Origin of the sequence: Leuconostoc sp. BM2 (genome assembly GCF_002095565.1) — a bacterium.
In the GTDB taxonomy this organism is placed as follows: Bacteria; Bacillota; Bacilli; order Lactobacillales; family Lactobacillaceae; genus Leuconostoc; species Leuconostoc falkenbergense.
The window spans coordinates 1-26,524 of sequence record NZ_MOWQ01000027.1 but is presented as its reverse complement, the minus strand read 5'-3'; the positions used below and the strand labels follow the sequence as shown (position 1 = coordinate 26,524).

Genomic DNA, 26,524 nt, shown 5'->3' with positions numbered 1-26,524 from the left:
AAAACTCGTTCATCCCCACCCATATAGCGAGCTAATGCTAATTCTTCTTCTGTCGTGATTGATTCAAGGAAATCTGAATATTTATCGTGACGATTAGCAAGCGTTAGTAGTGGATATTCACTATCAGCTAGTGCCATAATTTTGTCGTATTGTTCTTGTGTTACTTCGTATGTTTCAGTCATTGACTAATCTCCTGTTGTAGTCTATACAATCTAACTCTGGTAGTGTTCTTATGATTCATTCATTGACATATCACTCCTTGAACATCAAATCATCATATCGTTTACTTGCTTCTTTTCTAAGCTGTGCGTTACCAATCCACTCTTTAAATTCTTCAAAACTATGCCACTTAAATTCAGGATTTCTTTCAATTTCTTTGTCTGCCCACTCCTGTGCTGTCTGTACCAAAATTTCACCCATAAGCACTTGGTTATCGTCTTCTTTTGGAGAATAAGTTTTTCCATAGATCAAATTTCCGTTTTGAATTGCCTTAAAATCAAATTTATTGGCTGAATTACGCTTGTAAGTTAGTTCTATTTTGTTCATTTTTGCTTTCTCCTAGTTGTAATTAACGTATCTTTCTGATGGTCTGTTCATGCTATTAACAAAATGTCCCATGTACACATATTGTGGTTTGTTCATGTGGTCAACGAAATGTCCCATATATACGTCTTGTGATTTTTTCATGTGATTAACAAAATTAATCATGTATACATCTTGTAGTTTTTTCATATTATCAACAAAACTTTGCATGTACACATATTGTGGTTTGTTCATGTGATCAACAAAACTTTTCATATAGATGTCTTGTGATTTGTTCATGTGAACAACAAAACCTACCATATATATGTCTTGTGATTTATTTATACTATTAACAAAATTAATCATATATACATCTTGCGGTTTGCTTATGTGATGAACAAAATTTCTCATATAGACATCTACCTTATTCATCAACCCACCCCACTAGATATTGCGGTGTTACGTTGAAGTAGTCAGCAAGTATTTCCCATGTTGCCAATTTTGGTTCACTTTTACCATTTTCGTAGTCACTATAAGTTGAACGCTTGATGCCTGTTCCGAGTTCCATATATTTCAAAGTTAATTCACGTTCTAATCTCAACTCTTTCAATCTGTTCATCTAACATCACTCATTCCAACCAGATAATCTATGGAGACGTGGAAGTAATCGGCTAGTGCTATCAGTCTGTGAATATTTGGTTCACGTTCGCCCCGCTCATATTTTCCAACGGCATCGGCTCCTACTAAATTTAATTCATTAGACAATTCAGATATTTTAAGCCCACGCTCTTTACGAAGTTCACGCAATCTATTCATCAGACAACCTCCTAATCATTATGTCAATCAAACTCAAAGCATCTTTACCGTAATATTTAGCTGTTTTATTTTTAGCCGGAATCTCATCAACAATATTTTTTAAATCGCCATAAATGCGTTCAATCTTACCCACTGTGTTATTCATCATTAAATACCTGCTCATATTGCTGTGTGACGATATACTTTGCAATTTCTCGCAATTCATCAGCATTCTCATTTACTGCATCGAACGCTGCTTGCTCTGTGCTAAATCGCTCTTTGTGATATCCACGACCGCCAATATCATATAACTCTACTCGATAACCATCTGGATCATGTTGAATGTCACCGCCCAGCATAGTTAATGCGTCTTTCATAGGCGTTTCCTCGTTTCATGTTCATGCTTAGTGTAACCAACAGTCATACCTGTAATGAAAATCATTCCTCCGATAATTACACTAGCTATTGCTTGTAAAAACCACATACATACCTCCCATTTTCTAATTTCACGCCAACTCCAGCTAATCACATTGCCCACGTTATCTCTAATCTGTGGGAAGTTAATTGATCTGGAAGTAATCAAAGATTTTGTTTCTGATTCTTTCGAAGCGTTGTGCTTCTTCTCCATTGATTGCACGACTTGTTTCATCTTCACGCTCGCCGATCTTTCTAGCTAATTCCTTTTGCTTGATATTGTGGATTGCTAACTGCGTAATAATTTCTACATTTGGTTGTTTCACTGGTTTACTCCTTTTCGATAAGCGATTCGGTATGCGAATGCGTCATCTGGTTCCCATTTCATAAGGTAGCGTTTTGCTTTCTCAAAATCTTTTGCGAGCAGCGCATTATATCGTGGAATGCTAAATTTACTTTTAAACTCTTTTGAAATACGAGCAAATACTATTCTCGATAATGCTTGATAACGTGCGTTACCCTTATATCCAAGAATTTGAATTGCTTTGTCATTTCTAATTTGTCGTAATACTAATTCTTGATCACCACTAATTGTTTGTGAGTATTGAATTGAATTGATTTTTCGCTCCAAACGCTCTTGTCGATAATCTTGCATTTTTAATGATTGAAACATCAGTTCCAAAACTTGCATGGGATCTTTAGGTGTTAATTGATAACCACCTGTTTGTCTGATTGTTGGTAATACTTCTGATGTGACCCAACGTTTGAACTTTTTAGCGTTAGGCTGTTTGCTTGATAGGATTAGTGAGTAGAGACCTGATTCGTTGATTAATGTTGCTCCACGTTGACCGAAACTCAAAGACGTTTTGTCGTTGAGTTTTTTATCTTCGTCATCAACGTGCATTGCAATGGCCTTATTCAAATCTGAATAACCCAAAGTTTCAGCAACATCTTTACCCACAAACCAAATCACATCTTCTAAATTAAGAGTTCTCACTCTACTTGTTTCAAAATTAAATACCTGTACTTCACTTTGCATATTGCTTACCTTCCTGACTTTTTATCGAAGTAATATACTAATGCTCGTCCGTCCCAAACCTTCTTGCGTGGTGTATCAAATATTGGTTTAGGAAAATTCTTATCACTGCGATAATGTTTATTGAACGTTTCTGACGTGATGCCTTTTAGTTCAATTTGAATTTCCTTTTGCAAATAATTCTTAGTTGCGTCAAATGACATTTTTCACCTCCTTAAATATCTTGAATATCTAGCAACTGTCTAACTTTTGCACGAACCTCGCGAGACTGTTTGTTCACTGCGTAGGTGTTAATCGCTAAACTCAATACTGCTTCTGTAACACCAACTGCATTAGCTAGATCACGTTGTGTCATATCTCGGTCGAATAGACCGTCTTTGACGCATTTTTTGAACATCTTTGCTGCGTCTACAATCATCTGTTCTGTCATGTTGCCTCCTTTCCTACAAAACTTAGTAAGTTCTATATAACTAGTTGTAAGTTTGCTTTACAAGTTACAAATTTAATACTATAATTGCAGTATAAACAAGCATAAACAAAGGGCTACTAACCTTATCACTCCGCCAAGATAGATAAATTTTTAGGTGTTTTTGTTTTGCTTAAAACTTAGTAACTAACTTACAAGAATTAGTATAACTACAAACTTGTAACTTGTCAACACTTTAATTTACAAGTTTAATACTTTTCTTGTCTAGACAATAGGATTTAATAATATGACACTGGTATCTAGAACAAAAGAAGTGGCTCAACAACGCGGTTTATCGCTGAAGACTTTAGCCTCAAAAGCCGGACTTGCAGAAAATGCAATTTACCGCTGGGATGATAATAACCCTAAATCAGAAAACCTCCAAAAAGTCGCTGACGTACTCCACGTATCAACCGACTACCTATTAGGACGTACTGATGAGATGAATGCAACTTCTTCAGATGATTTAACAGAACCCCAAAGGCAAGTTGCCTATTTCATTGACCCTCAAGCAACAAAAGAAGATATTGAGCAAATAAAAAAACTCGTCGAAATCGCAAAACTCTCAAAAAGAAGATTGTGAGGGTCACAATGTATGACGAACGTAGAATTTTATATAGATAAATTTCCAGATTACACATTTTACGGAATTGAAGTCCCACACCGCTGGTACTACGGAGAAGTGAACAAATCTGGGAACAAAGTTATTATCTTCATAAATATTTTGCAACCTGAATGGCAACAGATAGATACTATTGTTCACGAGGCGGGTCACGCTTTATTCAATATGTATGGTGATGACAAAAGGTGGTCAATGAAAACGATGTTAGCTGAAAAACAAGCAGAATATGTATCAAATCATTTTGACATCTAAGAAGTTAAAAAATAAGACAATAAAAAAAGCACACCCATCCGACTAAAGACTAGGTGTGCTAAACGCAAACGCATGGGGCGTTCTATTAGATTATAACAGATATAAGCCCCCTTTTTAAGGAGGTTTTTATTATGGCATCAATATATAAACGTGGTTCAAAATGGACTGCTAGTGTTTCTATTAACATTAATGGAACATATAAGAAGAAAACAAAATCAGGATTCATAACGAAAAGTGAAGCTAAAAAGTGGTCTATCGAAGTTGAAAATAAGAAAATAAATGATACCTTATCCAAAGGCAACGGAATTATTGCTGATATGTTTGATGATTGGTATGAAGTGTTTAAGGAGCCACTACTGGAAACCAAGAGTAAAGCATGGTACAAGGTCATTTCAAAGTTACTACGTGAACAATGGCCAAACAAACGTATTTCTGATATATCAACAGCTGACTTTCAAAAACTAATCAACGAGTATGGAAAAACACACGTAAAGTCATCAGTTTCCCACATTAAAAATATTATTAGCTCATTTGTTCGTTATGCAGTAGATGAAGATTTTATATACAAAGACTTCGCTCGAAATGTCAAAACATTCTCTGCTAAAAATAGTAAAGATAAAGATTTAAAATTTTTAGAAAACAACGAATTAGAATTGTTGGTTAAAGATGTATCTGGCAGCGAAGCCGTGACAAGTCACATGATTTTAATGGCTATATATTCAGGTGCTAGGTACTCGGAAATAGCAGGATTGACAGAAAAAGACTTCGATTTCGTCAACAACACGATCAACATCAATAAGTCATGGCAAAGCTCTGATAAAGAATTTAAAGACACCAAAACCAAGACTTCTAATCGTATCGTTGATTTACCATCTGATTTTATGATGAGCGTTAAAAAATGGGAGTTTGGTACACAATACGCCTTTGAGAGCATAACTGGTCTACCGCCAACTAATAACGCCGTCAACAAGCAATTAAGGCGGTATCTTGAAAAGAGAAATAGTAAGCTTATTACATTCCACGGATTGAGACACACACATGCTAGTTATCTATTATCACAAGATATTGCCATTCAATACGTTAGTGAAAGATTAGGTCATGCTGATGTAAATATTACCCTTTCAACATACGCCCACTTACTCGAAAAGAAACGAACTGCCGAAACAACCAAGACTTTAGATGTACTTAAAAATTTGTAGCAAATTTGTAGCAAATGGTAGCAAAAAAATAAGAATTTAAAAGACTTTAAACGATTATAAGCGAATTACGAAACGTCTTATAAACGTTGATATATCAACTAATAGGCAAACAAAAACCGTCCTATCAGTAATTTTGATAGAACGGCTAGAATAGCGCTAGAGGGAGTCGAACCCTCGATTTCGGCCTGAGAAGCCGACGTCTTAACCACTTGACCATAGCGCCATAACAAATATTAAGTATACCGAAAAAAATGCCTCTCGTCAACATGTTTTTACAGTCTCGACTTTGTCATCACACTTAAACAGGATAATCGGCAACACAAGTTATCGACCTCAACCATGAAAACTGCTATACTTGCTAATATGCAAACAGTTATTCAAGTTTCTTCCGGACAATTACAAAAGATGGCTCAATATTATGCCAAGTATAGCAATAACGTGATTCCCAATGGTGCTATTTTTTCAGCCCGCACCCCCACGACACACATTACAGGCTACCAATCTGGCAAAGTTATGTTTCAAGGTAAAGGACATAGTCTTGAAGCAGCCAAATGGCAAACTCTGACACCTAAAAGTAAAACAAACCACAATTCGGACAGTATTCCAATTGATTTTAAAAATTGGTCTGTTTTGGGATCTGATGAGGTGGGTGCCGGTGCGTATTTTGGTCCATTAACGACTGCTGCCGTTTTTGTCAGTGAAGACGATCTTGACTGGGTCCGTCAATTGGGTATTGCGGATTCAAAAACCTTAACTGATCAAAAAATGAGAGCCATTGCACCAGAAATAATTGCACGTCTGCCACATCATGTCGTTAATTTGATGCCAGAAAAGTACAATCAGTTGCAACCCAATAATAATGTCAATCAAATGAAAGCAATTTCGCACAATTTTGCTTTGGCAAAAGTGCTTGACAAAATTGCACCAACAAAACCACGAGCAATTTTAATTGATCAATTTGCACAACGCGATACCTATTATCGTTATCTTAACAAGTCTCATCAACCACGTATTATTGCAGAAAACGTTTACTTCACGACGAAAGGTGAACAATACCATTTAAGCGTTGCCGCTGCTTCCATTCTATCTAGAGTGGTTGAACTTAATTCACTCAAACAGCTTAGCGAATCTGCAGGAATGCCACTCCCCATTGGCGCAGGGCATGCAGTTGATGAAGTTGCCGCACAACTACTGCGTGATGGCAAAGACCTTAATCAATTTGCCAAATTACACTTTGCCAATACAAAAAAAGCTGAGCACCTATTATAAGGTGTTCAGCTTTTAAATTAGTTTGCCTTTGGTGTTTCGTCAGTTAATTCATCAACGGCTTTTTCTGCAGAAACTTCTTCCACATCGGCAGAAGTTTTCTCTGCAACTGTTTCATCTGCTTTCTCTTCATCAGCCAAATCAGCGAGTGCGGATTCCAAATCAACATCGTCTTGCGTTAATTCAATGTCTTCACTAGCAAACTTGTCACGCAAATCGGCAATTGCATCCTGTGTTTTAGCAACATAAGGAGATACAAAGTCTTTCGCCTTATCAACATACGGTGCTGCTTGATCAGTAATTTCCTTGAGCTTACCAGAAGCTGAATCTAACTGATCGCCATACTTTTCTTGACTTTGTGACTTGAGTTCTGTGGCTTTAGCCTTTGCTTTCTCCGTAACATCTCCTGCTAAATCCGCAGCAGCATAGGCAGCATCATAAGCTTTATCACGTAGTAATACACCTGTTTCCTGCGCTTTTTCAGTTAGTTGATCCTGCTTTGCTTTAGGTAAGGCTTTAAAAGCAACAACCGCTGCCGCGCCAGCCAAAATTCCGAAAAATAAACCTTTTGCTTTTGACATATGTTAGACCTCCGTCTTTTTTGATTTGAATTTGTTCATCGCAGCAGACGTTGCTTTCTTTGCAACTGCAGCTGCTACACCACCTGCTCCAGCACCGGCCGTAGCTTTTGCACTCGATAATCGGTTCGTAACATTTTGCACCGAACTATTGAGATGTGATACCGTTTCCGACAAGTCAGCCACCGCTTGGATAGTAGGGTCAAGTTTTTTAACTTTGCCATTCACATCGTTCAGCAATGTGTTGGCATTACCAAGTATCTCATTACTTGACCTTGCAATTGTATCGACGTCCAGCGTAATAACACCTAACGATCGTGTTAAACGCATCAAGAAAATACCGATAAAAATCACCAGAATTAAAAATGCAACGGCGAAAATCAGTAAAGCAAGTTGTCCAGGTTCCATATACTCCTCCTTGTTGATGCTATTAAAATCACGTTTTGTTAACTTTTTATGAAAAATAAAACGTTTTCAATTAGGTTAATTATAACAAAAAAAATCGTTCAATGAACGACTTTTTTTAACTTGATTTTACACTTCAATTAATTGTAATTAGTGGGCATAGTCCACAGCACGCGTTTCACGAATAATCGTAATCTTGACATGACCAGGATAGTCCAACTTTTCTTCAACAGTTGATTTAATATCATGTGCCAAAACTGTGGCCTGTAAATCATTAACTCTAGTAGGTTCAACAATGACGCGGATTTCTCGTCCTGCTTGTATTGCATAAGCAGAGTGTACGCCAGGATAATTGTTAGCAATTGCTTCCAAGTCCTTCAAACGCTGAACGTAATTTTCTAACGACTCACTACGAGCCCCAGGTCGAGCTGCACTAATGCCATCCGCTGCTGCAACCAAATCTGAAATTGGGGAAATTGACTCAACATCACCATGATGAGAGGCTATTGCATTAATCACAATCGGCTTTTCTTCAAATTTTTCTGCCAATCGAACACCCAACTCAACATGTGATCCTTCAACTTCAGCATCAACCGCTTTTCCAATATCGTGTAATAAACCAGCGCGCTTCGCAAGCGCGACATCCATTTTAAGCTCTGCTGCCATCATTCCCGCAAGTTTTGCGACCTCGATTGAATGCTGGAGCACATTTTGTCCATATGAAGTTCGATAATTCATACGTCCAATCATTTTGATCAAATCAGGGTGAATACCGCGTAGACCTAATTCAAATACGGTCTGTTCACCTTTTTCACGAATGGTTTCATCCATCTGGCGTCGTGACTTTTCAACCATCTCTTCGATGCGAGAAGGATTGATTCGGCCGTCTGCCACTAATGCGTCAAGCGCCATTTTGGCAATTTCTCGACGAACAGGGTCAAAACCACTCAAGACAACTGATTCAGGTGTATCATCAATGATCAAATCAATACCAGTCAAAGACTCTAGTGTTCGAATATTGCGGCCTTCACGACCAATAATTCGACCTTTCATATCTTCACTTGGTAGGTTCACAACAGATACAGTAACATCAGCCACCGCATCTGCTGCCGACCGCTGAATCGCTTGCACGACGATATTACGTGCTCGCTTTTCAGCTTCACTCGTTGCATCATCTTGTGCTTCCTTAATCAAAGCAGCACGCTGACGTACGAGCGTTGTCTTTGTTTTACTTAAAATTTGTTCTTTAGCATCATCTGGAGAAAGTTGACCGATTTCCTCTAACTTTTCCTGTTGTGATACCATCAAATTTTGGGCAACCGTGTGTTTCTTTTCTGCATCGTCCAAACGTGTCTGGACCTGATTCTCTTTTTGAATCAGAGAAGCATCACGTTGATTGAGGGCCGCATCTTTCTTATCGAGGTTACTGATACGGTCTTCAAGCCTTTGTTCTTGTTGTTGCAACTGCGTTTGACGGTCTTTAAATGCGTCGTCGACCTGATTGCGATAAGTCTGAGCCAAATCTTTGGCATCAACTTCAGCTGCACGTTTTAAACTTTTAGCTTCTTTATTTGCTTGTTCAAGAATGTTAGCTGCAATTTGTTTAGTAGAAGCTACTTGGCGTGCATCTTGAGATTTACGCATATAATAGCCAATACCATAACCAATCACAATTGCGAAGAGCGCTGAAATGATTGTAACTATCATGTTAGCATTTCCTTTCAGCTTGTGAAACTCTATTTTCACATACATTAAGTATAGCGATTATTAGAGTTCCGGTCAATAGTGATGATGGCTACTAAACGGTTATTACTGATAATCGAATTTAATTTTTAAAACGTCGTGCTAGTTCTCTATCTTGATCACGCTTTTTAATGTCAGTACGCTTATCATACTTCTTTTTACCACGTCCAATGCCAATCAGAATTTTAGCAAAACCATGTTTCAGATAAACTTTAAGGGGTACGATTGTCACACCCTGTTCTTGTGCAGCTTTTGCTAGTGTGGCAATTTCTCGCTTGTGAAGTAAAAGTTGCCGTGTACGTAAGGGGTCAACATTAAATTGATTTCCCTGTGCATATGAAGCAATATGGACATTGGTTAGCAAGGCATTACCATCATGTATTGTAATAAAGCCATCACTAATTGTAATTTGTGAGGCACGCACTGACTTGATTTCTGTCCCTGTCAGTGAAATACCCGCCTCAAAGGTTTCTGAAATTGCATAATTAAACCTAGCTTTTCGATTTTGAGCAAGATATTGTTCATTCTGTTTTTTCTTTGCCATTCAAAACCACCTTAGAAATTACGTTTACTATCTCGTTTGTGCCCCTGTTTGCTGTCCAATGGTCCTCGTTTAGTTTTTGGACCTTCTGACTTGCCACGTCGTTCATTTTTACGACGTTCATCGCGGTTTCGTCCCTTCCCAAATTTGCCATGTGATTGAGAAGCAACGCGTATAGTAGTGGTTGGTGCATCTTGCGGATTGACCAACATAAAGTCAACTGTTCGTTCATCCTTATTGACACGAATCACTTTCACCCGAACTTTTTGACCAATTTGGAAAATATGGTGTTTAGATCGTCCAATCAGTGCTGCGTGTGACTCATCGTACTCATAATGATCATCTGTCAGATTTGATATATGTACCAGTCCTTCAACAGTGTTTTCTAGACTAATAAATAGACCAAATTTCAGAGCCGAATTGACAACACCGTCAAACTCTAGTCCTATCTTATCAAGCATATATTCAGCTTTTTTGAGTGCGTCAACATCACGTTCTGTGTCAATAGCACGACGCTCACGAGTACTAGTATCTTCACCAATTTGGCCAAGATGGCTGGCATACTTTTCTTGTGCTGATACACCATAGCCATTTTGAGCATACCATTTAATCAATCGGTGCACAGTTAAATCGGGATAGCGTCGAATTGGTGAGGTGAAGTGTGTATAAAAATCAGCGCCCAAACCAAAGTGTCCAACTGGATCCGGTGAATACTTAGCTTGCTTCATCGCACGCAACATCATTGTCGAAATCATTTGTTCGGCAGGATCTCCCGCAACATCATTCATTAGTTTTTGCAGCATAATTGGTGTCACTTTGTTTGGATCCCCAATCACTGGATGTCCTAAAGCCTTTGAAAATTCAAAGAATGATTTGGCACGTTCTGCATCAGGTGTTTCATGAATACGATATAAAAATGGTACTTCTAATTTGTCAAAATGCTCGGCAACAGTTTCGTTTGCTGCCAACATAAAGGATTCAATCATACGTTCAGCCGTACCACGTTCACGCAACTTAATGTCGACGGCTTTACCCTCGTCATCAACAATGATTTGTGCCTCAGGTGCGTCAAACTCAATGGCTCCTCGTTGCTTACGCATATTGTACAAAATATCATGCAACTCCCCCATCACTTTGAACATAGGTACTAAGTTTGCATATTCTTCTTGGACAAAAACATCCCCTTCGAGAATTTTATTTACTGCATCATACGTCATGCGAGCATGTGACTTCATAACAGAAGTATGTAAGCGATGATTAACAACTTTACCTTGTGGATTAATTTCCATTTCAGCTGACATTGCTAAACGGACAACATTGGGATTAAGCGAAGCAATACCATTAGAAATATTACGTGGCAACATTGGAATAACACGATCTGTCAAATACACTGACGTGCCACGATTATACGCTTCGCGATCAATGCTAGAGCCTTCTGTTACATAATGAGAAACGTCAGCAATGTGAACACCTAAATGATAATTACCATTGTCTAGCTTCCAAGCAACAACCGCATCATCAATATCTTTGGTGTCTGCACCGTCGATTGTCACCAATGTTTGCTCTGTGATATCCTCACGACCAGCCCATTCAGAATCTGGTACATCTGTTGGTATTTTACCAGCATCCGCTAACACATCAGCAGGAAACTCATTGGGAACTTTTTTGCTGTAAACAATCTGCAAAATATCCATTCCTGGTTCATCTTTGTAACCAAGTGTCTCTGTAACGGTTGCTACGAGCTCTTTGGGGTGAATTTGATCGGGAAAACGTACAACTTCAGCCACAACAACCTGACCATCATTTGGCGTCAAGCCCTCTCCACTAACTAAAACCTTGAAGCTCATCGCTTTTTTATCGCTAATCGTAAGTTCGCCAATCATGTCCTTAGCATCAGACCCAAGCGAAAAAGTGCCCACAATTCTCTCGTAAGTGTGCGCCAAAATTTCAACCACTTTACCTTCAGGACCACGGTCCGGTGAAGGCGACGGTTTAATCGTTTCGACTCGAACACTGTCACCTTGCATTGCTTGCAACGTGTTTTCAGGATTGATAAAAAAATCAGGTAATTCGTCGTCATATTTGACAAAGCCAAATCCTTTGTCATTAGCACGGTACTCACCAAACGTATAACCTGCATTCGGATTGTACTGATAGTGTTGTTCATGATCAAGTGCATCTCCACCCCGAACGAGCGCGTTCAGTGCATTAACCACTTGTTTATAGCCGGCAGCATCAGTCATACGTAAGCCATCAGCTAAATTTTGTGCTGAAAAAGACTGTGATGAATTGGCTTTCAAAAACCCTTTCAGCTGTGCTTTTAATTCTTCTAAATGCATGTGTTTTCCTTTTAAATTAATTATTTGCTTCTTAATGAAGCAACATTCGATATAAAAAAAGTCAGTCTACGAAAAAAGCGTAAACTGACCAATTCGTTTTTTAATGGGCTGAAATGTACATCAGCGCAAAACCAATAATGAACCATAGCGCCCCAAGAACAGACGTTGCACGGCGCATAACTGCTTCAAATCCTCGTGACTTGCGTTCAGCGAACAAATCGCCAGCACCACCAGATAAAGCTGATAACGCGTCTTGTTGTTTACTAGGTTGCATCATGACTGTGACGATAAGCATAAAGCCCACGACAATCAAAGCAACGGTGAGTGTCTTTTCCACAATCATAACCTCTACTTAAATCGATATTTCTATTATAGCAAATTCATCCCTAAATCGCTAGTTTTAGAGAAACAGCAACTCAGTTATTCATTCCCCAAAGACAAACTAAACATCAAAATACCACCAGCGATGGCTACATTCAGGCTCTCTGCTTGTCCTTGAATCGGAATATACAAATTAGCCGTCGTTTTAGCTGCCAGTTCATCGGACATACCTTGACCTTCGTTACCTAAAATCAATCCAAACTGTGTGCTTGACTCAATGTCACGATATGATTGCGCTGCTTCATTCAACTGAGAACCATATACTGGCAAACCATTATTTGTCAACGCATCAACCCATTGATTGAGATCACCATTTAAAACTTCTAAGTGAAATTGGGAGCCTTGCATAGCTCGTACTACTTTAGGTGCAAAAGCATCTGCGGTGCCTTCACCTAGTACAACACCTTTAAAACCAGCAGCATCAGCTGTTCTAACTAACGTTCCAACATTACCGGGATCTTGAATTTGGTCAAGCAATAGCCACGCACCATCATGAACGTATGCGGGGTCGAATGTTTTTTCTGGCAAACTGATTTCTGCAAAAATACCTTGTGGCGTATTAGTGCCAGCAATATGTTTAGCAACTTCTTCACTGATTTCAAAAGCGGGTACACCATGTGGTACTTCTGGCAAATGTAGTGTCATTTGTGATGATGTTGCCATGACTGCATGAAACTTAGCGTTCGCCTTAACGGCCTCTTCCACCAAATGCCAGCCATCAAGTAAGTAGGTGTGATTTTCTAATCTGCCCTTTTTTGATGACAACTTTGCCCATGCCTTAACGCGTGAATTTTGATTTGAAATAATTCTTTCCATGTACTTTTCTTTCTATGCTTGTTGACACTCAAAGTTTACTATAATTTTAACGCTTCTGTTTACCTGCATTGCGCCCTTTTTTGCTTTGATTTGTTTGAGATGGCTTTCCAGGAGCTTGAGTATTATTGAGAATTGAAGGGTTAGCTGGTTTGGCAGCTGCTTCAGCCATTAAATCATCAGCAGTTTTTTTAATCTTAAACTCACCAGCCACACGCTTTTCAAGGCCCGGCCGTTGCAAATGTTGAATCAATGATTGGATTAAAGCAAAGATACCACCAACCACAAAATAAAGACCAATTGCACCGCTGGCAATCATCGCAAAACCAAAAATCATGACTGGACTAATAAACATCATGGCTGCTGAAGTTTTACGCTGCTCTTGTGGCATGTGTTGCATCATTAACCATGCTTGAGCTAAATAAATAATACCGGCGATAATCGCAAAGACAAGCTGAGGCTTACCAAGATCAAAATTGAAGAATGAAGCGCCTTTTAGGGCTGGCGCATGCAAGATGGCTGAATACAATCCTGAAAAGACTGGCAGTTGCATCGCCATTGTCAAAAAGGACATACCGCCCATGACACTCACATCGTTTTCTCGATAAAGTGACATCATTGACATACTAGCCTTTTGTTGCTCTTCTGGTGTCCCAGCTTTGCGTGAAATGGCCTGCAATTTATCAATTTCGGGTTTCAGTGTCTGCATTTTAATTTGATTAATTGTTGTATTCACTTGTTGATTCAAGAAAAATGGTAACAAAATCAAACGTAAAATAGCTGTGATAATCACAATTGCCCAACCGATGCCATCAACCCCACCAATATAGTGAGCAATGTTGGTCATTACCTCAGCAAGTGGATGACCAATCCAACGATACATACGACTATTTTGATCATAGCCACCCGTCAGTAAAACAATATCCAAAATCACAAACGCAATAGTTAAAACGCGCTTCAGTTGTTTCATAATCAAAGTTTCTCCTCGAAAACCGTGTTTAAAAATCATCGTATAATTACAAATTATAATTATACCAAGAATTAGTATCGAATAGCAAAAACATTTGATTCGAACGGCGCAATTGATTCAATTTCAACGTCATCAACGCGACTATAAAATCCCGGCCCTTTTTTAATAATAGTTAAAAACATCGCCATATTTTGTTCTGTTCCTTGGGCTTGTATTGTCACAGAACCATCTTTGCGGTTGCTCACCCACCCTACGATACTATTTTTTTGTGCCGCCTGTTGTGCAAACCATCTAAAACCAACACCTTGCACAACACCAAATACGTTAATTTCCAGTGTTTTCATTTTCATCCTCATGGTACAAAGGTAGATGAATTGTGAAGATTGAACCCGATCCTTCAGCACTTTCCAAAGCAATCTCACCGCCATAAGCTTCTACCAACCGTTGTGCTATGCTTAAGCCAAGACCATTACCACCTTTGGCACGAGATCTTGCCTTATCAACACGATAAAAGCGATCAAACACACGTTGAGAATCTTTAGCAGATAAACCTTCCCCGAAATCCTGCACACCGATTTCCACACGATTGGCTGTTTGTGACAACGCAAAATGAATCTCTCTTCGATCGAGTGAATACTTAACAGCGTTGTCTGCTAAGATAATCAAAATTTGTTCCATATGATCCTGCTGAATTTTGACTTCAGCTTGTTGAGATAAATCGTCATCAAGCGTAAAAATGAATTCCGGATGTATCAATTTAAAATTATCATACACGCGATTAACAGTACCACCAACATCCGTAATTTCTTTGATGTTTTCGATTGGAATTTGTTCTGCTCGTGTCAAGTTTAACATTTCATTGATGAGCGTTTCCATCCGTTGCACTTCAGCAAGAGAAGACTTTATTGAGTCATCAAGCACCTCTGGATCATCTTTGCCCCAGCGGTTCAATAATTCCATATGTCCCTTAACAATGGCAACTGGGGTCCGCAATTCATGCGACACATCTGAAACAAATTGTTGTTGCGCGCCAATTAAGCCTTGCAATCGATCAATCGTACGATTTAGAATCTGTGTTAAATCTGAAAATTCATCATTGGCGCCTACTTCACTAACACGCACATCCGTCATTGGATCATCTTCAAACGCTTCAATCGTACTTTCAATTGACGTGACTGGTCTCAAGATTAATCGCGTCAACAAAAAAGCAAACATAAAAATAGCAAAACCACCAATAATGACAATTGCCCACAGCCAAAAAATCATTGCATCAGGTGGATTACCATAATACTTCTCAACTAAGGAAGTTACAATGAGCGCAAAAATAATAAAGATAACAAAAAAGCCAGACGCCATTCCAATTGCTAACTGCCAACGCAGTGAGAAGCGACGTGCGGCTTTTTCAGTTGTGTTTCTATCATTATCCATATTTTAGTTCCCAAAATCAGCTACGCATAACATAACCGGTACCACGTACTGTTTGGATATATGACGCTTTGCTTTCTGGGTCATCAATCTTATTGCGAAGATATCGGATATAAACATCAACAACGTTTGTTTCAACTTCTGAGTCAAATCCCCAAACTTCTTTTAGCAATTGCTCACGAGACTGTACAACATTGATGTTTTCAACGAGCGTCAATAACAAATCATATTCACGTTTAGTCAAATTGATAATTTGGTCGTCCCGACGGGCAATGCGGTTTTCCTTTTCGATACGCAAATCTTTAAAATTAATGATTGAACGATGCTTGTCATTCACTTCTGTCTCAATAGCAATACGACGCAAAAGCGAGCGAATGCGAGCTAAAAGCTCTTCAATAGCAAAAGGCTTAACTAGGTAATCGTCAGCACCGTAATCCAAACCAGAAACGCGATCAATTACTGAATCTCGAGCTGTCATCATGATAATTGGCGTTTTCTTTGCTTCGCGAAGGCGACGTGCAACTTCCAAACCATTCAACTCTGGCAACATCAAATCAAGCAAAATAACATCATAATCATTTTCTAGTGCTAAATCTAAACCTGAGCGGCCATCGTGCACCGTTTCAACTTCATATCCTTCATGCTTGAGTTCGAGACCAACAAACTTTGCCAAGTTTTCCTCATCTTCAACAATTAATACTTTACTCATTTTTTGTCCTCAACATTTTAAATCGGTCTAAACCGAGTCTATATTATATTCTATTACTCACTTTAGTTTAGATGATTTTGATATTTTTTGCAAGTGTTTTCTCATTCTTTGAAAAAATCATCTAATTTTGCTAAACGAGGGTCTAATTTGACGCCATTATCACTCATTTTCTCATTCTTATATGTTTCTTCACTGATGACATGCCAGTCTTTTCCAGAGGGCAAAATATCACTATCTTTTTCTTCCGCTGTCAAAATTTGTAGTGGCAGATTAGCAATAATATTGTCTAAAATAGCATCATCAACGTTCAATACATCATTTTCAAGGAGAAATACAGCTTCTGTTTCTTCAAAATCTGATAGGCGTGTAGCATCTTCAATGTATCGTTCATCAATTGTCACTTCAACTGGCAATTTAACTGCCTCTAAAGAACGTGACGAGGGTACGGTAATCGTACCTGTAACCGTCATCGTTAGAATAATATCGTCGTTATCCAAATAGCTGACTTGACCCGCAACTTCTAAAGGTGACAAGGCTAAAACAGTTTCTGGAAAACGTTGTTTGGCAACAGCTTCAAGATTTAACTGTTCTGCTAACACCAAAGGTTTTTGACGATATTTTAATAATTGATTCTTCGCATATTTCATTTTATTTCTCCACAAATATTGGGGCACGTGTGACATCTTGCTGATCAATCGAATGATCTGCAAGGAGTTGCCACAGTTTACCGGCTTTATAGTCTAAACGTAATTGGGCTCTAGCTAAATTATTATCCACTTTACTGATTAATGGCAACGTTACCTGCTTTTTGATTTCATTCAAATACTGTTGACCATTCGGCGTGAAACCCAAAACGCGCAAATAAGGATCTTGCATGGCCGCCTGCATTTGGTCAACCTTGACATTCAGCAATGTGTACAATAGTGTTCGCTGCATTCGGGCAAATGTATAACGTTTTGATTTAGTTCTTTTAATAAAATTCTGGTAATTCGTAGGCGCCGGTTCTGTTAACATAACTGAGGCCAAACGATGTTCCAATCCTTCCGCCATTTGGTAGACTTGCCCTAGCTGACCAACCGTATCAGTTGTAATACGATACTGTAGCAGTGGCCAAAATTTTTCTTCAAAATTGATTGTCGATGCTTGAGTGTTTAGCGTTTGATAAACATCATTCGGCACCACATTTTTGATTTTTTCAACACGATTTTTGTGAAGCGCCAGACGAATGGCAGAGGCAGAAGCAATTTCTTGTGTTTCTGAAAAATGTAACTCGTGATACCCGGCAGCTACGCGTTGAATTGGTATTAATTCAATGGGCGATTGTTGTTTCAACACCGCTGTTGCGTATCCCAAAGCCAAAATATCGTTGGGTTCTTTTAACTCAAAACCAGTTTTGTCTGAAAGTTGTTGTGCGTATACGCTCGCGAACGTTTGATTATGTTGCTTAAATTGATCATTTTGATTAACGTCTGGTGCCTTTTGTGCCAAAGACAAAAAATCAACATCAGCGTGCTCACTACCAAACACAACTTGTCTCACACCTAAAGCGGTTAACAATTGAATCGCGCCATCGGCAAACAGATGACTTGGTTGTACTGCAAAAAAAGTCGGCAACTCGATTACCAAATCAACGCCATGTGCTAAAGCTAATTGCGCTCGATGCCATTTATCAATAAGTGCTGGTTCACCGCGTTGAACAAAATTGCCAGACATGACAGCAACAACAACATCAGCCCCAGTTGCAGCTTTGGCTGCTTCAATGTGATAGATATGACCGTTATGAAAAGGATTATACTCCGTGACTAAGCCAACTGCTTTCATGGTTTCACCGCCTTAAAGAACCAACGCGTCGTATCTTCATGAATCTCATCACGACCAAAATCGGCACTAACTTCAATGTTTTTAAAACCAACTTTTTGTAACAACTGTTGATAAGTAGCCAAATTATACGTTTGCTCATGATGAATTTCACGCATAATTTTAAAACCATCAATCGTTTCATCATAAACAAAAAATTTAAGATCATGATCGACGCTGTTAATTTCATCTCCAGCAAAACTAGTCCACATTAAAATATTTTCTGGATCATCGTCATTATTATAGTAGTAATTATCATAACCAACATTAATTTGATAAGGTGTAATCACATCAAACAGGAACATGCCACCATCAGTCAAATGATCAAAGACTTGGAACAACGCTGCCTCTAAATCAGCAATAGTTGGTAAATAGTTTAAGGCATCTGCAAAACTGACAATAAGTGGATATGTCGTCGACCAATCACTAAATTCACGCATATCTGCCTGCAAAAGTGTCAAATCAACGTCAGCATGATTAGCATGCATCTGCGCCAAAGACAACATATCTGGTGACAAGTCCAAAACCGTGACTTGATACTGGTGTTCTGCTAACAAAACGCCTAACCTTCCAGCGCCACCACCAAGATCAAGTACACTTGTAGCAGTGGTGTGTTCCCTTACATAGAGTAACCAATCCTGATACATGTCTGAATCAAATAGCTGGTCATACTTAGCAGCAAAAGTTGTGTAATTATCATTAATGTTCTTAGTCATAATCTCAATTTTAACATAAAAAAACTGGCACAAGGTGTCCCAGCCTGTTTAATCTTCTACTAATAAACTCGTTAAATCAACATATGGCGCATCATGCCACAATCGTTCCAAATTATAAAAATCACGACTTTCAGTATCAAAAATGTGTACGATAACGTCACCTAAGTCCATCAATACCCATTGTCCTTCACGAAAACCTTCTGTAAATCGCACTTCACCACCGGCAGCCTCAATTTTATCTTTCACTTCCGTCGCAATGGCTTGTACTTGTCTGGTAGAGGCAGCATCGGCAATCACAAAGTAATCTGCCATCAAGCTCACTTCACGCATATCTAGCGCTACAATATTATTAGCCTTTTTGGCATCAACTGCCGCAACTGCTGTTTCCAAAACTGTGTTCACATTTAAAATTGTTGTCATATTTTAGTTTTCTTTCCTAACCCAGTAATTATAAGTTTCCAATGATTTGGGATAAATTGGCGTTTCTTTTTTCACCAATCGTGCCAACGTATGCACAATTTGGTATTTCACACCCTGCTCAAGGGACTGTTTAGTAATATCTCTTGCCACTTGGACGCCATCAAAATCACGACCCACTTCCAAATAGTCTGCCATGAAAATCACTTGTGAAAGCTTACTCATCGTTGCTCCAGCACCAGTAGTATGCTCACGAACAGCCGTTAAAATATCAGAATCCGTAATTCCTAGTTCATCATGAATCATTTCAGCACCAACGACACCGTGCCAAATATAATTGCCCCAGTTCATTAAATCGGGATCCATTTTTTTGCGTTTAATAACAGCTATAAAGTCACTATCCGAGCGCTCTTTAGCATAGTCATGAACTAACGCTGCTACCTCTGCTTGATCGGGATCAACACCATTTGCTTCCGCTAATTGAATAGCATAATCTCGCACACGACGTACATGTTGAAAACGGTAATCTGACAACCGATCCTTAACTTTTTCTTCGAGTTGAGCAATACTGCCATCAAAATATTTAGTCATAAAATCCTCGATATAAATTATATTCTTGCATAAATAGGGCCACACGTTCTGGCACCAAATAATTAATACTTTGATTCATTCTAATTCTTGTCCGAATTTCTGATGCACTGACACGAATATCCGGCACGTTAAACCACAATACTGGGTAATCTGATGAAGTAGATTGCCCTTCGCGCACACCAGCAGCAAAAGTAACCAGTTGACTCAGCTCGTCTATATGATCCCAAGTTGCTAATGTTTTAATTTTTTCTGCTCCTAAAATAAAATAGTATTCATTCTCAGGATGCAATGAGACTAATTCGCGCATCGTATCAAAGGTATGCGACTCGCCACCATTACGAATTTCCAAAAGTTCAATATCGAAAAACGCATTGTCGGTAATTGCCAAATGAACCATTTGCATACGATAAGACGGTGCAATGGCACTAGCATGTGTGCCATCAACGGGTTGTGCATTTGGCATCCAATAAACTTTTTCAAGTCCCAATTGTCGCCCAACACTTTCAGCTAAAACGAGTTGACCAATATGTGGTGGATTAAACGTCCCACCAAAAATACCGATTCGTTTTTTTTCTTTTTGAGGCGCTGTTTCCGTTTGGACTTGTGGCGCAATGGTTACTGTTTCTAGCATATTGACACCCTTAGATTTTTTCTAAAGCAACTGAAACTTTCTGATATTTCTCTTCTACTGCTGGTAAATATAAGATCACTGTTCGACCAATTGTTTGAACGACTGAAATATTTGAGTGCGTTTCGATATAGTTAGCCACTGAATCAACCGTTTCTTCAGACCCTTGCTGTAAGCTGATTTTGATTAGTTCACGCTTAGCAATCGCCATCACTAATTCCTCTAGCCAAGTTGTCGTTAAACCATTTTTACCAACCGAAAAAATGGGTGATAATGTGTTTGCTTGTGAACGTAAGAAACGTTTTTGTTTTCCTGTAAGTGTCATTAAATCATAGCCTTTCTAATTAGCACATCAACGCCCTCTGGTACCCAACCAGCAACTTTAATGCCTGCTGGTACGGTAATCCAACCTAATCCTGCAAAAACAAGATCACTTTTTTCAATGATATTGAATTCGCGTTTGACAAGCGGCGAAGCTGTTAAATTCAGTGGCGCTGGTGTTAGTAATTCACCAACATGTCGATTATAAAATGCATCTGCGCCATTTAATTTAGTGCGGTGGATATTTAAATTATTTTCAAAATAAGCCGTGACAGCTGTCCGTTCACCACTCACAAAATCAAACCTAGCCAGCCCACCTAAGAACAACGTCTGTTCTGGATTGAGCTGATAAGTACGCGGTTTAATCTCTTTCTTTGGCAGCGCATACTTCAAATCTTTATCGGCAATAACATGTGCCATTTGTTCGCGTTTGATAATACCTGGCGTGTCAATTAACTGATGACCATCTGCTAACGGAATTTCAATGCGGTCCAATGTGGTCCCTGGAAAACGTGAAGTCGTTATCAAGTCCTGAACACCCGTCCGTGACTTAATAATCTGGTTGATCAGCGTTGATTTGCCAACATTAGTCACACCCACTACGTAAACATCACGATCCAATCTTAATTGGTCGACACGTTCAAGTAATGCGTCTATGTTTTTAGGATGCGCAGCCGAAGTTAAAAAAATGTCAGCTGGCTTAATTCCTTGAGCTTTAAGCATAGTTTGCAACCATTGCTTTAGTCGATTTTGATTTAACAATTTAGGAAGCAAATCTACTTTATTTCCCACCACTAAAATAGGATTGTTTTCACCTACAAAACGTGGCAAACCGGCAATTTCAGAACCAGTCATATCAAACAAATCCATAACGTAGACAATCAGCGCATTCGTATCAGAAATTTGGTGCAATAATCTGGCAAAATCATCATCAGTCAATTCGACTGGTTGGATTTCGTTATAATGACGTAATCTAAAACAGCGCTTACAGAAAAGTGCATCGCTATCAATGGCTTTTTTTAAGGCGCTTAATGGTAAATATCCAGCTTTTTCTGGGTCAGTAATTTGCATTAATGCCCCACAGCCGATACAGCGTAAGCCTTCATCTAATTGTGCTTGAACGTACTCGTCAGTGATTTCAGTTGTCACGTAATGTTTTCTCCCATTTCAAATATGGATGTGCTTTAAAGACAATTTTTTTAATATACTTTTCGATACTGCGATTAAGCCATGTTTGCCACATATCCGACTCAATTAAACGCTGCACCAAAACGCTTCTAATGCCCGCACTGTGCGCAGCCCAAACGTCAGTCAGCATTTGATCGCCAACCATGATTACTTCGTCGCGCTTAAGATGATGAGTCCTTAGTATATGTAGTATGCCACGTGGCAAAGGCTTTAGCGACCATGAAACAAAATTTACGTTCAGCGGTGCAACTGCCTTAGCCACTCGCTTTGTCGTATTGTTTGATACTACAATTAGTTCAATACCGCCATCACGTAGGTCCTGTAACCATTGACGTAATTCGGGTGTACCCTCAGGATTGTTCCACGCCAGCAATGTATTGTCTAAATCTGCGAGCACGGTTTTAATCCCATGCGCTTTTAAATCATCGACTGTTAAATCATATATTCGTTCGACCATATATGTCGGTGTAAAGTGTTCTAAGCGCATCATATCCATCTTTCATCTCGTTTGTTTCTCTATCTATTATAACAAAAAAACCCGTGAGACGGGTTACGCGTTTTATTAATACCAATTATTGGCTTGCCAATGTGCAATTGCGTTAGCAACTGAACCATAACGTGCAGCAATATACTTTTGCATAGCTTCTAACTGAACCGCGTAATTACCACGGTAGTCTTGGCCGGGAACGTATTGCGCATAGTAAGCTTCAGTTAATTGACCGATACCATAATAGGGACCGTTTTGAGCATTTGGATTACCACCACTTTCACGTTGAATTAACCATTGAATATCTGCAGATACTGCTGGCGTAGTGGACTGGGTTTGTGAAACCGCGGTCACTGAGGTTTGGCTATTATTGGTTGATGAAACATTATCAACGTTGTCTGTCTTTACAGCAGCAGTACTAACCTCAGTTACGGTCGATGTCTGATTAGTTTCATTTTGTGATGATACATTTTCAGAGCTAGCCGCTGATTGTTTATCAGTGCTATCTTCAGTTTTCTCTGAAGGCTTTGATACTTGTGCTTTGGGTAATGCAATTGTTTTAACATCAGCCAGAGATTCAGCGGCTACGTCAACTGCTTTTACGTCGACTTTTTGGTCAAGACTAGCCGCATCTGTTGGCTGGTTTTCTGTTTGTAGTTGTGTTCCCAATGCACCCAATGCAACTCCCGTCATTGTGGCGCTTGCAATCAATATTCTCTTTATCATGTCTTCCATTGTGCCTGCTTTATGTTACACAGACATTACAGAAATTAACAAAAACGTAGACCAAAAATACATAATAAACTAATTAACAATATTTTGTATATTATATAAAGAAAAATAACAATTATCATAAAAATACAAAAAATCAACGATGAATTTGTCAGTCTCATCGTTGATCAATTGGCACAATGTTGTGCTGTTTAAGGAGTAATCTGATTGTACGGTATCAGACTATAAACGAATCACACACACATGAAAACGCTTACAATATTATTATAACAGTCATTTTATTTGCGTCAAGACCTGATTTAAATTTTTTATTTATTTGCAGAATAACAGCCAAACAACTAAGAAACTAGACAAAAGTCTTGAATTATATTATTATACTAATAAATAGTAAGTAAATGGAGATTTTATGCTTAACGTAGATTATAAAATTAGCCACATCAGTTTGATGGCAGATGATGAACATCGCATGCGTATCTTTTATCGCGATATGCTAGGACTTGTTGAAAAGGAAGAAAGTCCAAGTCAGTTTTCTTATGCTTTTACACATCAAGATCAGCCTTTTTTAACATTATCATTTTCAGGTCAAAAAACCGCACAGCAACGACAAGGTTTGTATCATTTTGCGTTACTTTTCCCCAACAAAGCAAGCTTGGCAAGTTTGATAGAACGCTTAATTTTGGCCGAATATCCATTAGGATCAGGTGACCACGACGTCAGTGAGGCCTTTTACTTAAATGATCCTAACGGCAACGGCATTGAGCTCTATCACGATCGTCAACAAACATTGTGGCAATGGGACCAAGGATTAGTCAAAATGGGTACAAAAGCAGTAGATGTCTTAGCGCTATTGCAAGCTAAAGAAGCAGGTTGGTCGGGTTTTCCTGTTGGTATGATGATTGGCCATCTACACTTCGTTGGTGATAGTGTTCGTAAAGGTGATGCTTTTTTTATTGACCAGTTACAAATGTCATTAACTGCTAAAATCGCGGGCAGCGCACACTTCTACTCTCACAACGCCTATCACCATCACCACGCCTATAATACGTGGTTTGGTTCTGACCTAACACAACGACATCCTGATGAGAATGGTTTAGTCAACTGGGCCGTCACAATTGACGAAAAACTATTTAAAATCCTGAATCAATCATTGCATGATCAAAATCTATCAACAAAACCGAATCAAATTTGGTTAGCAGATCCCTTTGGTAGCCGATTGGTAATTAATAAAAACTATTCACCAAATGATTAAGATAACACCCTACTTCTGATGAGCTAATCGTTCATAATCAGATCGTTCACATCAAGGTTAACAATCAAAAAAGCTGTTTACCGACAATAACGGTAAAACAGCTTAATTGGAGTTAACGGGAGTTACTACACACCTGTCATATCAACACTCATGGCGGTTTTTACCACTTTGTTTCCCTAAATTCCCAACTTTGCTAAGATATTACCCGTGTCATCACTGGCACGCTTGTTTATATCACTATAAACATCTAACGTCATTGATACATCTGCATGTCCCAAATAAGTCTGTACCTGTTTAACCGTAGCTCCCTGGTCAAGCACTAATGTCGCCCACGTATGCCTTAGCTTATGCATGGATAAACCAACCGCAACATGGTATTTATCACTGACATCATGCAACCACTTATTTGGTCTCATGACCTGTAATGTCCGTCCTTGATAACTAAAAACAAAGTCTGTCTTCCTATTATATGAGGTAGAATCATACCAACTAGCTAATATGGACAACATATTACTATCAATCTTTAATGTTCTCCTGCTTGTGACACTCTTTGGTTCTTTGATGTAGGTGCTACCATTTAAACCACGTCCTAACGCTTGAACAATCATTATATAGCCATTATCAAAATCAACATGTTGCCACTGCAAAGCCAGTAATTCCTCGGTTCTCATCCCCGTGAAAGCGCCTAATCTAAGCAATGTATATGCCTGTTGGTTTATCTGGCTATATTGATTATCCAGAACATCTATAAACGCTTTGAACTCGTCCACATCCATGAATTGCTTGGGTTTATTGAGTTGCCTGCGCTCTCGTGGCATTTCAATTTTAGTAAATGGATCCACAGCTATCATATCCATTCTGACTGCGATGTTTAATAATCGCCTAAAATAGCCTGTTATCTTACGATAATGCAATATCTTGCCCTGCATTGTGTTAATATAAAGCTGTAAATCAAGTGGTTTAATATCTGATACCAATGTATTCCCCCATTTGGGGATGACATGCACGTCAAATACATTCATTGTTTTATTAAGTGTACTCTCTTCAACGGTATGCTGATAAGTTTCTAACCACATATCATACAACTCTTTGACGGTCATTATGTCGGGAGTTGTTTTTTTATTGTATCGACTTTCGCCATTCTCAAACAGTACACTCTCATTATTAAACCACTGTCTAGCGCTCTGCTTACTATCAAAGCCACGTTTTTTAACTCTAACTTTCTGACCACCATTGATTAGGTAGCCGTCTACCTCCCATGTTTTACCTTTGGATGTTTCTATTTTTTGTACTTTCATAATTTATCCTTACCAGCAAGTAAGCAGTGTTTGAAGATAAATAAAAAAGCATGTTCACACGCTTTCATTATTTCACACTGTTATGATGTTGTTTTCAGCTTAACACTTTCTTAAACATTGTTAATCATAATAATGTCTCACAGCTTCATCAATTTCATCACGATTGCTCAGAAGTCAATAAACTGGACTATTTTTATTCAGTTAATTAAGCAACATTTGAGATACGATTACTATTATAAAAATTGATATACCAACCAATGGCTGCTTGGACTTCAGTTAATGTTTGGTATGCCTTCAAATAAACCTCTTCACGCTTCAATATTGAATGAAACGCTTCCATACGGCCATTATCGTACGGATGGCCTTTGAGTGAATATGAATGTTTCAAGCCATAATTTTGACATTTAATATTAAACTCAGCACTCGTGTATTGTGACCCCATATCTGAATGAATAATGAGTGGCTTTCGATGCTTATCTAACGCCATCTGTAAGGCACTTGTGGCTAGCTCGGCTGTCATTGTATCGCCAATTTTATAGCCCAATACTTTTCTCTTCTCAGGAT

Annotated in this window: 38 protein-coding genes, 1 tRNA gene and 1 pseudogene; 5 read left to right on the top strand and 35 right to left on the bottom strand. The window is 38.7% G+C overall.

What is annotated here, in order from left to right; translation table 11 throughout:
* The 11 genes and pseudogenes from BMG01_RS07775 to BMG01_RS07725 form a co-directional block, all read right to left on the bottom strand.
* Positions 1 to 182: pseudogene (locus BMG01_RS07775) on the bottom strand (hypothetical protein); the annotation flags it as partial.
* A gap of 70 nt (positions 183 to 252) precedes the next feature.
* Positions 253 to 546 carry a hypothetical protein gene (locus tag BMG01_RS07770; protein WP_084013463.1) on the bottom strand — a complete coding sequence of 98 codons (294 nt, stop codon included), beginning with the start codon at positions 544 to 546 and terminating at the stop codon, positions 253 to 255.
* Positions 547 to 558: 12 nt separating this feature from the next.
* On the bottom strand, positions 559 to 822 hold the full coding sequence (locus tag BMG01_RS07765) for a hypothetical protein (protein WP_143472288.1): 264 nt from the start codon (positions 820 to 822) through the stop codon (positions 559 to 561).
* Between the two features lie 124 nt (positions 823 to 946).
* Positions 947 to 1,141 (bottom strand): helix-turn-helix transcriptional regulator, encoded by a 195-nt coding sequence (locus BMG01_RS07760; RefSeq protein ID WP_002814943.1) that lies wholly within the window; start codon positions 1,139 to 1,141, stop codon positions 947 to 949.
* The gene (locus BMG01_RS07755; RefSeq protein ID WP_084013461.1) at positions 1,138 to 1,338 is read right to left on the bottom strand and encodes a helix-turn-helix domain-containing protein; all 201 of its coding nucleotides are present in this window, start codon (positions 1,336 to 1,338) and stop codon (positions 1,138 to 1,140) included. The genes BMG01_RS07760 and BMG01_RS07755 overlap by 4 nt, the downstream gene beginning before the upstream one ends.
* Entirely contained in the window at positions 1,331 to 1,486 is a 156-nt protein-coding gene (locus BMG01_RS11210) for a hypothetical protein (RefSeq protein WP_158084726.1), read from the bottom strand. The genes BMG01_RS07755 and BMG01_RS11210 overlap by 8 nt, the downstream gene beginning before the upstream one ends.
* On the bottom strand, positions 1,476 to 1,694 hold the full coding sequence (locus tag BMG01_RS07750) for a hypothetical protein (protein ID WP_084013460.1): 219 nt from the start codon (positions 1,692 to 1,694) through the stop codon (positions 1,476 to 1,478). The genes BMG01_RS11210 and BMG01_RS07750 overlap by 11 nt, the downstream gene beginning before the upstream one ends.
* 183 nt (positions 1,695 to 1,877) lie before the next feature.
* The gene (locus BMG01_RS07740) at positions 1,878 to 2,057 is read right to left on the bottom strand and encodes a hypothetical protein (protein WP_010001626.1); all 180 of its coding nucleotides are present in this window, start codon (positions 2,055 to 2,057) and stop codon (positions 1,878 to 1,880) included.
* On the bottom strand, positions 2,054 to 2,770 hold the full coding sequence (locus tag BMG01_RS07735; protein WP_084013458.1) for a BRO family protein: 717 nt from the start codon (positions 2,768 to 2,770) through the stop codon (positions 2,054 to 2,056). Before BMG01_RS07735 ends, BMG01_RS07740 begins: the two co-directional genes overlap by 4 nt.
* Before the next feature lie 5 nt (positions 2,771 to 2,775).
* Complete coding sequence (locus BMG01_RS07730; RefSeq protein WP_080539958.1) at positions 2,776 to 2,970, bottom strand: hypothetical protein; 195 nt, start codon at positions 2,968 to 2,970, stop codon at positions 2,776 to 2,778.
* Between the two features lie 11 nt (positions 2,971 to 2,981).
* Positions 2,982 to 3,197, bottom strand: coding sequence for a hypothetical protein (locus BMG01_RS07725; RefSeq protein ID WP_084013457.1), 216 nt, complete (start codon positions 3,195 to 3,197; stop codon positions 2,982 to 2,984).
* A 283-nt stretch (positions 3,198 to 3,480) separates the two neighbouring features.
* On the opposite strand from BMG01_RS07725, the gene BMG01_RS07720 reads away from it, so the two are divergent.
* The 3 genes from BMG01_RS07720 to BMG01_RS07710 all read left to right on the top strand — a co-directional run bounded on the left by BMG01_RS07720 (position 3,481) and on the right by BMG01_RS07710 (position 5,306).
* Positions 3,481 to 3,816: a helix-turn-helix domain-containing protein gene (locus tag BMG01_RS07720; protein WP_084013456.1), complete on the top strand. Its 336-nt coding sequence runs from the start codon at positions 3,481 to 3,483 to the stop codon at positions 3,814 to 3,816.
* A 12-nt stretch (positions 3,817 to 3,828) separates the two neighbouring features.
* Positions 3,829 to 4,107, top strand: a complete 279-nt coding sequence (locus BMG01_RS07715; RefSeq protein ID WP_084013455.1) for an ImmA/IrrE family metallo-endopeptidase — start codon at positions 3,829 to 3,831, stop codon at positions 4,105 to 4,107.
* A gap of 131 nt (positions 4,108 to 4,238) precedes the next feature.
* Complete coding sequence (locus tag BMG01_RS07710; RefSeq protein WP_084013454.1) at positions 4,239 to 5,306, top strand: site-specific integrase; 1,068 nt, start codon at positions 4,239 to 4,241, stop codon at positions 5,304 to 5,306.
* Positions 5,307 to 5,457: 151 nt separating this feature from the next.
* On the opposite strand, the gene BMG01_RS07705 is transcribed toward BMG01_RS07710, so the two are convergent.
* A tRNA-Glu gene (locus BMG01_RS07705) sits at positions 5,458 to 5,529 on the bottom strand.
* 140 nt (positions 5,530 to 5,669) lie between these two features.
* On the opposite strand from BMG01_RS07705, the gene rnhC reads away from it, so the two are divergent.
* Positions 5,670 to 6,575 (top strand): ribonuclease HIII, encoded by a 906-nt coding sequence (rnhC, locus tag BMG01_RS07700; protein ID WP_036066638.1) that lies wholly within the window; start codon positions 5,670 to 5,672, stop codon positions 6,573 to 6,575.
* 17 nt (positions 6,576 to 6,592) lie between these two features.
* Here the strand turns inward: rnhC and BMG01_RS07695 are convergent, their stop codons facing one another.
* The 21 genes from BMG01_RS07695 to BMG01_RS07595 form a co-directional block, all read right to left on the bottom strand.
* On the bottom strand, positions 6,593 to 7,153 hold the full coding sequence (locus BMG01_RS07695) for a hypothetical protein (protein ID WP_004912001.1): 561 nt from the start codon (positions 7,151 to 7,153) through the stop codon (positions 6,593 to 6,595).
* Between the two features lie 3 nt (positions 7,154 to 7,156).
* Positions 7,157 to 7,558 carry a DUF948 domain-containing protein gene (locus BMG01_RS07690; protein ID WP_004911997.1) on the bottom strand — a complete coding sequence of 134 codons (402 nt, stop codon included), beginning with the start codon at positions 7,556 to 7,558 and terminating at the stop codon, positions 7,157 to 7,159.
* A 147-nt stretch (positions 7,559 to 7,705) separates the two neighbouring features.
* Complete coding sequence (gene rny, locus BMG01_RS07685) at positions 7,706 to 9,262, bottom strand: ribonuclease Y (protein WP_004911994.1); 1,557 nt, start codon at positions 9,260 to 9,262, stop codon at positions 7,706 to 7,708.
* Positions 9,263 to 9,380: 118 nt separating this feature from the next.
* Positions 9,381 to 9,842, bottom strand: coding sequence for an SsrA-binding protein SmpB (gene smpB, locus BMG01_RS07680; RefSeq protein WP_004911992.1), 462 nt, complete (start codon positions 9,840 to 9,842; stop codon positions 9,381 to 9,383).
* 11 nt (positions 9,843 to 9,853) lie between these two features.
* Positions 9,854 to 12,178, bottom strand: a complete 2,325-nt coding sequence (gene rnr, locus BMG01_RS07675; protein ID WP_004911987.1) for a ribonuclease R — start codon at positions 12,176 to 12,178, stop codon at positions 9,854 to 9,856.
* Between the two features lie 100 nt (positions 12,179 to 12,278).
* Positions 12,279 to 12,515 carry a preprotein translocase subunit SecG gene (gene secG, locus BMG01_RS07670; RefSeq protein ID WP_277872951.1) on the bottom strand — a complete coding sequence of 79 codons (237 nt, stop codon included), beginning with the start codon at positions 12,513 to 12,515 and terminating at the stop codon, positions 12,279 to 12,281.
* Between the two features lie 83 nt (positions 12,516 to 12,598).
* Entirely contained in the window at positions 12,599 to 13,375 is a 777-nt protein-coding gene (locus tag BMG01_RS07665) for an RNA methyltransferase (RefSeq protein ID WP_004911980.1), read from the bottom strand.
* Between the two features lie 46 nt (positions 13,376 to 13,421).
* Positions 13,422 to 14,342 carry a membrane protein insertase YidC gene (yidC, locus tag BMG01_RS07660; RefSeq protein WP_004911978.1) on the bottom strand — a complete coding sequence of 307 codons (921 nt, stop codon included), beginning with the start codon at positions 14,340 to 14,342 and terminating at the stop codon, positions 13,422 to 13,424.
* A gap of 71 nt (positions 14,343 to 14,413) precedes the next feature.
* On the bottom strand, positions 14,414 to 14,686 hold the full coding sequence (locus BMG01_RS07655; RefSeq protein ID WP_004911975.1) for an acylphosphatase: 273 nt from the start codon (positions 14,684 to 14,686) through the stop codon (positions 14,414 to 14,416).
* Positions 14,667 to 15,770 (bottom strand): cell wall metabolism sensor histidine kinase WalK, encoded by a 1,104-nt coding sequence (locus tag BMG01_RS07650; protein ID WP_004911972.1) that lies wholly within the window; start codon positions 15,768 to 15,770, stop codon positions 14,667 to 14,669. Before BMG01_RS07650 ends, BMG01_RS07655 begins: the two co-directional genes overlap by 20 nt.
* A gap of 16 nt (positions 15,771 to 15,786) precedes the next feature.
* Positions 15,787 to 16,476, bottom strand: a complete 690-nt coding sequence (locus tag BMG01_RS07645) for a response regulator transcription factor (RefSeq protein WP_004911968.1) — start codon at positions 16,474 to 16,476, stop codon at positions 15,787 to 15,789.
* A gap of 101 nt (positions 16,477 to 16,577) precedes the next feature.
* Positions 16,578 to 17,123, bottom strand: a complete 546-nt coding sequence (locus BMG01_RS07640) for a DUF177 domain-containing protein (protein WP_036068532.1) — start codon at positions 17,121 to 17,123, stop codon at positions 16,578 to 16,580.
* A gap of 1 nt (position 17,124) precedes the next feature.
* Positions 17,125 to 18,297 (bottom strand): nucleotidyltransferase, encoded by a 1,173-nt coding sequence (locus BMG01_RS07635; protein WP_004911961.1) that lies wholly within the window; start codon positions 18,295 to 18,297, stop codon positions 17,125 to 17,127.
* Positions 18,294 to 19,049, bottom strand: a complete 756-nt coding sequence (locus BMG01_RS07630; RefSeq protein ID WP_004911959.1) for a class I SAM-dependent methyltransferase — start codon at positions 19,047 to 19,049, stop codon at positions 18,294 to 18,296. The genes BMG01_RS07635 and BMG01_RS07630 overlap by 4 nt, the downstream gene beginning before the upstream one ends.
* Before the next feature lie 48 nt (positions 19,050 to 19,097).
* Positions 19,098 to 19,469, bottom strand: a complete 372-nt coding sequence (gene rsfS / locus BMG01_RS07625) for a ribosome silencing factor (RefSeq protein WP_004911956.1) — start codon at positions 19,467 to 19,469, stop codon at positions 19,098 to 19,100.
* A 3-nt stretch (positions 19,470 to 19,472) separates the two neighbouring features.
* On the bottom strand, positions 19,473 to 20,057 hold the full coding sequence (gene yqeK / locus BMG01_RS07620; RefSeq protein ID WP_004911952.1) for a bis(5'-nucleosyl)-tetraphosphatase (symmetrical) YqeK: 585 nt from the start codon (positions 20,055 to 20,057) through the stop codon (positions 19,473 to 19,475).
* Positions 20,050 to 20,688 (bottom strand): nicotinate-nucleotide adenylyltransferase, encoded by a 639-nt coding sequence (locus BMG01_RS07615; RefSeq protein ID WP_036068535.1) that lies wholly within the window; start codon positions 20,686 to 20,688, stop codon positions 20,050 to 20,052. Before BMG01_RS07615 ends, yqeK begins: the two co-directional genes overlap by 8 nt.
* Positions 20,689 to 20,698: 10 nt before the next feature.
* Positions 20,699 to 21,010, bottom strand: a complete 312-nt coding sequence (gene yhbY, locus BMG01_RS07610) for a ribosome assembly RNA-binding protein YhbY (protein WP_004911944.1) — start codon at positions 21,008 to 21,010, stop codon at positions 20,699 to 20,701.
* Positions 21,010 to 22,155, bottom strand: coding sequence for a ribosome biogenesis GTPase YqeH (gene yqeH / locus BMG01_RS07605; protein WP_004911939.1), 1,146 nt, complete (start codon positions 22,153 to 22,155; stop codon positions 21,010 to 21,012). The genes yhbY and yqeH overlap by 1 nt, the downstream gene beginning before the upstream one ends.
* Positions 22,145 to 22,681: a YqeG family HAD IIIA-type phosphatase gene (locus tag BMG01_RS07600; protein ID WP_031941039.1), complete on the bottom strand. Its 537-nt coding sequence runs from the start codon at positions 22,679 to 22,681 to the stop codon at positions 22,145 to 22,147. Before BMG01_RS07600 ends, yqeH begins: the two co-directional genes overlap by 11 nt.
* A 75-nt stretch (positions 22,682 to 22,756) precedes the next feature.
* The gene (locus BMG01_RS07595; RefSeq protein WP_233127284.1) at positions 22,757 to 23,407 is read right to left on the bottom strand and encodes a peptidoglycan-binding protein; all 651 of its coding nucleotides are present in this window, start codon (positions 23,405 to 23,407) and stop codon (positions 22,757 to 22,759) included.
* 412 nt (positions 23,408 to 23,819) lie between these two features.
* On the opposite strand from BMG01_RS07595, the gene BMG01_RS07590 reads away from it, so the two are divergent.
* Positions 23,820 to 24,662 (top strand): VOC family protein, encoded by an 843-nt coding sequence (locus tag BMG01_RS07590; RefSeq protein WP_004911931.1) that lies wholly within the window; start codon positions 23,820 to 23,822, stop codon positions 24,660 to 24,662.
* A gap of 176 nt (positions 24,663 to 24,838) precedes the next feature.
* Here the strand turns inward: BMG01_RS07590 and BMG01_RS07585 are convergent, their stop codons facing one another.
* Both BMG01_RS07585 and BMG01_RS07580 read right to left on the bottom strand, forming a co-directional pair.
* Positions 24,839 to 25,960 carry a site-specific integrase gene (locus BMG01_RS07585; protein WP_036068536.1) on the bottom strand — a complete coding sequence of 374 codons (1,122 nt, stop codon included), beginning with the start codon at positions 25,958 to 25,960 and terminating at the stop codon, positions 24,839 to 24,841.
* A gap of 205 nt (positions 25,961 to 26,165) precedes the next feature.
* On the bottom strand, positions 26,166 to 26,524 hold a 359-nt coding region (locus tag BMG01_RS07580), incomplete at its 5' end, for a DDE-type integrase/transposase/recombinase (protein WP_143472139.1).

Bases quoted from the DNA above. Each gene is read 5' to 3' on its own strand.
- BMG01_RS07590 (WP_004911931.1), top strand. From the start codon at position 23,820: ATGCTTAACGTAGATTATAAAATTAGCCACATCAGTTTGATGGCAGAT.
- BMG01_RS07630 (WP_004911959.1), bottom strand. From the start codon at position 19,049: ATGACTAAGAACATTAATGATAATTACACAACTTTTGCTGCTAAGTAT.
- yidC (WP_004911978.1), bottom strand. From the start codon at position 14,342: ATGAAACAACTGAAGCGCGTTTTAACTATTGCGTTTGTGATTTTGGAT.
- BMG01_RS07735 (WP_084013458.1), bottom strand. From the start codon at position 2,770: ATGCAAAGTGAAGTACAGGTATTTAATTTTGAAACAAGTAGAGTGAGA.
- rsfS (WP_004911956.1), bottom strand. From the start codon at position 19,469: ATGACAACAATTTTAAATGTGAACACAGTTTTGGAAACAGCAGTTGCG.
- BMG01_RS07765 (WP_143472288.1), bottom strand. From the start codon at position 822: ATGAACAAATCACAAGACATCTATATGAAAAGTTTTGTTGATCACATG.
- smpB (WP_004911992.1), bottom strand. From the start codon at position 9,842: ATGGCAAAGAAAAAACAGAATGAACAATATCTTGCTCAAAATCGAAAA.
- BMG01_RS07755 (WP_084013461.1), bottom strand. From the start codon at position 1,338: ATGAATAGATTGCGTGAACTTCGTAAAGAGCGTGGGCTTAAAATATCT.
- BMG01_RS07600 (WP_031941039.1), bottom strand. From the start codon at position 22,681: ATGCGCTTAGAACACTTTACACCGACATATATGGTCGAACGAATATAT.
- rnhC (WP_036066638.1), top strand. From the start codon at position 5,670: ATGCAAACAGTTATTCAAGTTTCTTCCGGACAATTACAAAAGATGGCT.
- BMG01_RS07770 (WP_084013463.1), bottom strand. From the start codon at position 546: ATGAACAAAATAGAACTAACTTACAAGCGTAATTCAGCCAATAAATTT.
- BMG01_RS07635 (WP_004911961.1), bottom strand. From the start codon at position 18,297: ATGAAAGCAGTTGGCTTAGTCACGGAGTATAATCCTTTTCATAACGGT.
- BMG01_RS07690 (WP_004911997.1), bottom strand. From the start codon at position 7,558: ATGGAACCTGGACAACTTGCTTTACTGATTTTCGCCGTTGCATTTTTA.
- BMG01_RS07720 (WP_084013456.1), top strand. From the start codon at position 3,481: ATGACACTGGTATCTAGAACAAAAGAAGTGGCTCAACAACGCGGTTTA.
- BMG01_RS07695 (WP_004912001.1), bottom strand. From the start codon at position 7,153: ATGTCAAAAGCAAAAGGTTTATTTTTCGGAATTTTGGCTGGCGCGGCA.
- BMG01_RS07715 (WP_084013455.1), top strand. From the start codon at position 3,829: ATGACGAACGTAGAATTTTATATAGATAAATTTCCAGATTACACATTT.
- yhbY (WP_004911944.1), bottom strand. From the start codon at position 21,010: ATGACACTTACAGGAAAACAAAAACGTTTCTTACGTTCACAAGCAAAC.
- BMG01_RS07750 (WP_084013460.1), bottom strand. From the start codon at position 1,694: ATGAAAGACGCATTAACTATGCTGGGCGGTGACATTCAACATGATCCA.
- BMG01_RS07730 (WP_080539958.1), bottom strand. From the start codon at position 2,970: ATGTCATTTGACGCAACTAAGAATTATTTGCAAAAGGAAATTCAAATT.
- rny (WP_004911994.1), bottom strand. From the start codon at position 9,262: ATGATAGTTACAATCATTTCAGCGCTCTTCGCAATTGTGATTGGTTAT.
- BMG01_RS07655 (WP_004911975.1), bottom strand. From the start codon at position 14,686: ATGAAAACACTGGAAATTAACGTATTTGGTGTTGTGCAAGGTGTTGGT.
- rnr (WP_004911987.1), bottom strand. From the start codon at position 12,178: ATGCATTTAGAAGAATTAAAAGCACAGCTGAAAGGGTTTTTGAAAGCC.
- BMG01_RS11210 (WP_158084726.1), bottom strand. From the start codon at position 1,486: ATGATGAATAACACAGTGGGTAAGATTGAACGCATTTATGGCGATTTA.
- BMG01_RS07595 (WP_233127284.1), bottom strand. From the start codon at position 23,407: ATGATAAAGAGAATATTGATTGCAAGCGCCACAATGACGGGAGTTGCA.
- BMG01_RS07650 (WP_004911972.1), bottom strand. From the start codon at position 15,770: ATGGATAATGATAGAAACACAACTGAAAAAGCCGCACGTCGCTTCTCA.
- BMG01_RS07665 (WP_004911980.1), bottom strand. From the start codon at position 13,375: ATGGAAAGAATTATTTCAAATCAAAATTCACGCGTTAAGGCATGGGCA.
- BMG01_RS07645 (WP_004911968.1), bottom strand. From the start codon at position 16,476: ATGAGTAAAGTATTAATTGTTGAAGATGAGGAAAACTTGGCAAAGTTT.
- BMG01_RS07585 (WP_036068536.1), bottom strand. From the start codon at position 25,960: ATGAAAGTACAAAAAATAGAAACATCCAAAGGTAAAACATGGGAGGTA.
- BMG01_RS07615 (WP_036068535.1), bottom strand. From the start codon at position 20,688: ATGCTAGAAACAGTAACCATTGCGCCACAAGTCCAAACGGAAACAGCG.
- BMG01_RS07725 (WP_084013457.1), bottom strand. From the start codon at position 3,197: ATGACAGAACAGATGATTGTAGACGCAGCAAAGATGTTCAAAAAATGC.
- BMG01_RS07710 (WP_084013454.1), top strand. From the start codon at position 4,239: ATGGCATCAATATATAAACGTGGTTCAAAATGGACTGCTAGTGTTTCT.
- yqeK (WP_004911952.1), bottom strand. From the start codon at position 20,057: ATGACTAAATATTTTGATGGCAGTATTGCTCAACTCGAAGAAAAAGTT.
- BMG01_RS07760 (WP_002814943.1), bottom strand. From the start codon at position 1,141: ATGAACAGATTGAAAGAGTTGAGATTAGAACGTGAATTAACTTTGAAA.
- BMG01_RS07640 (WP_036068532.1), bottom strand. From the start codon at position 17,123: ATGAAATATGCGAAGAATCAATTATTAAAATATCGTCAAAAACCTTTG.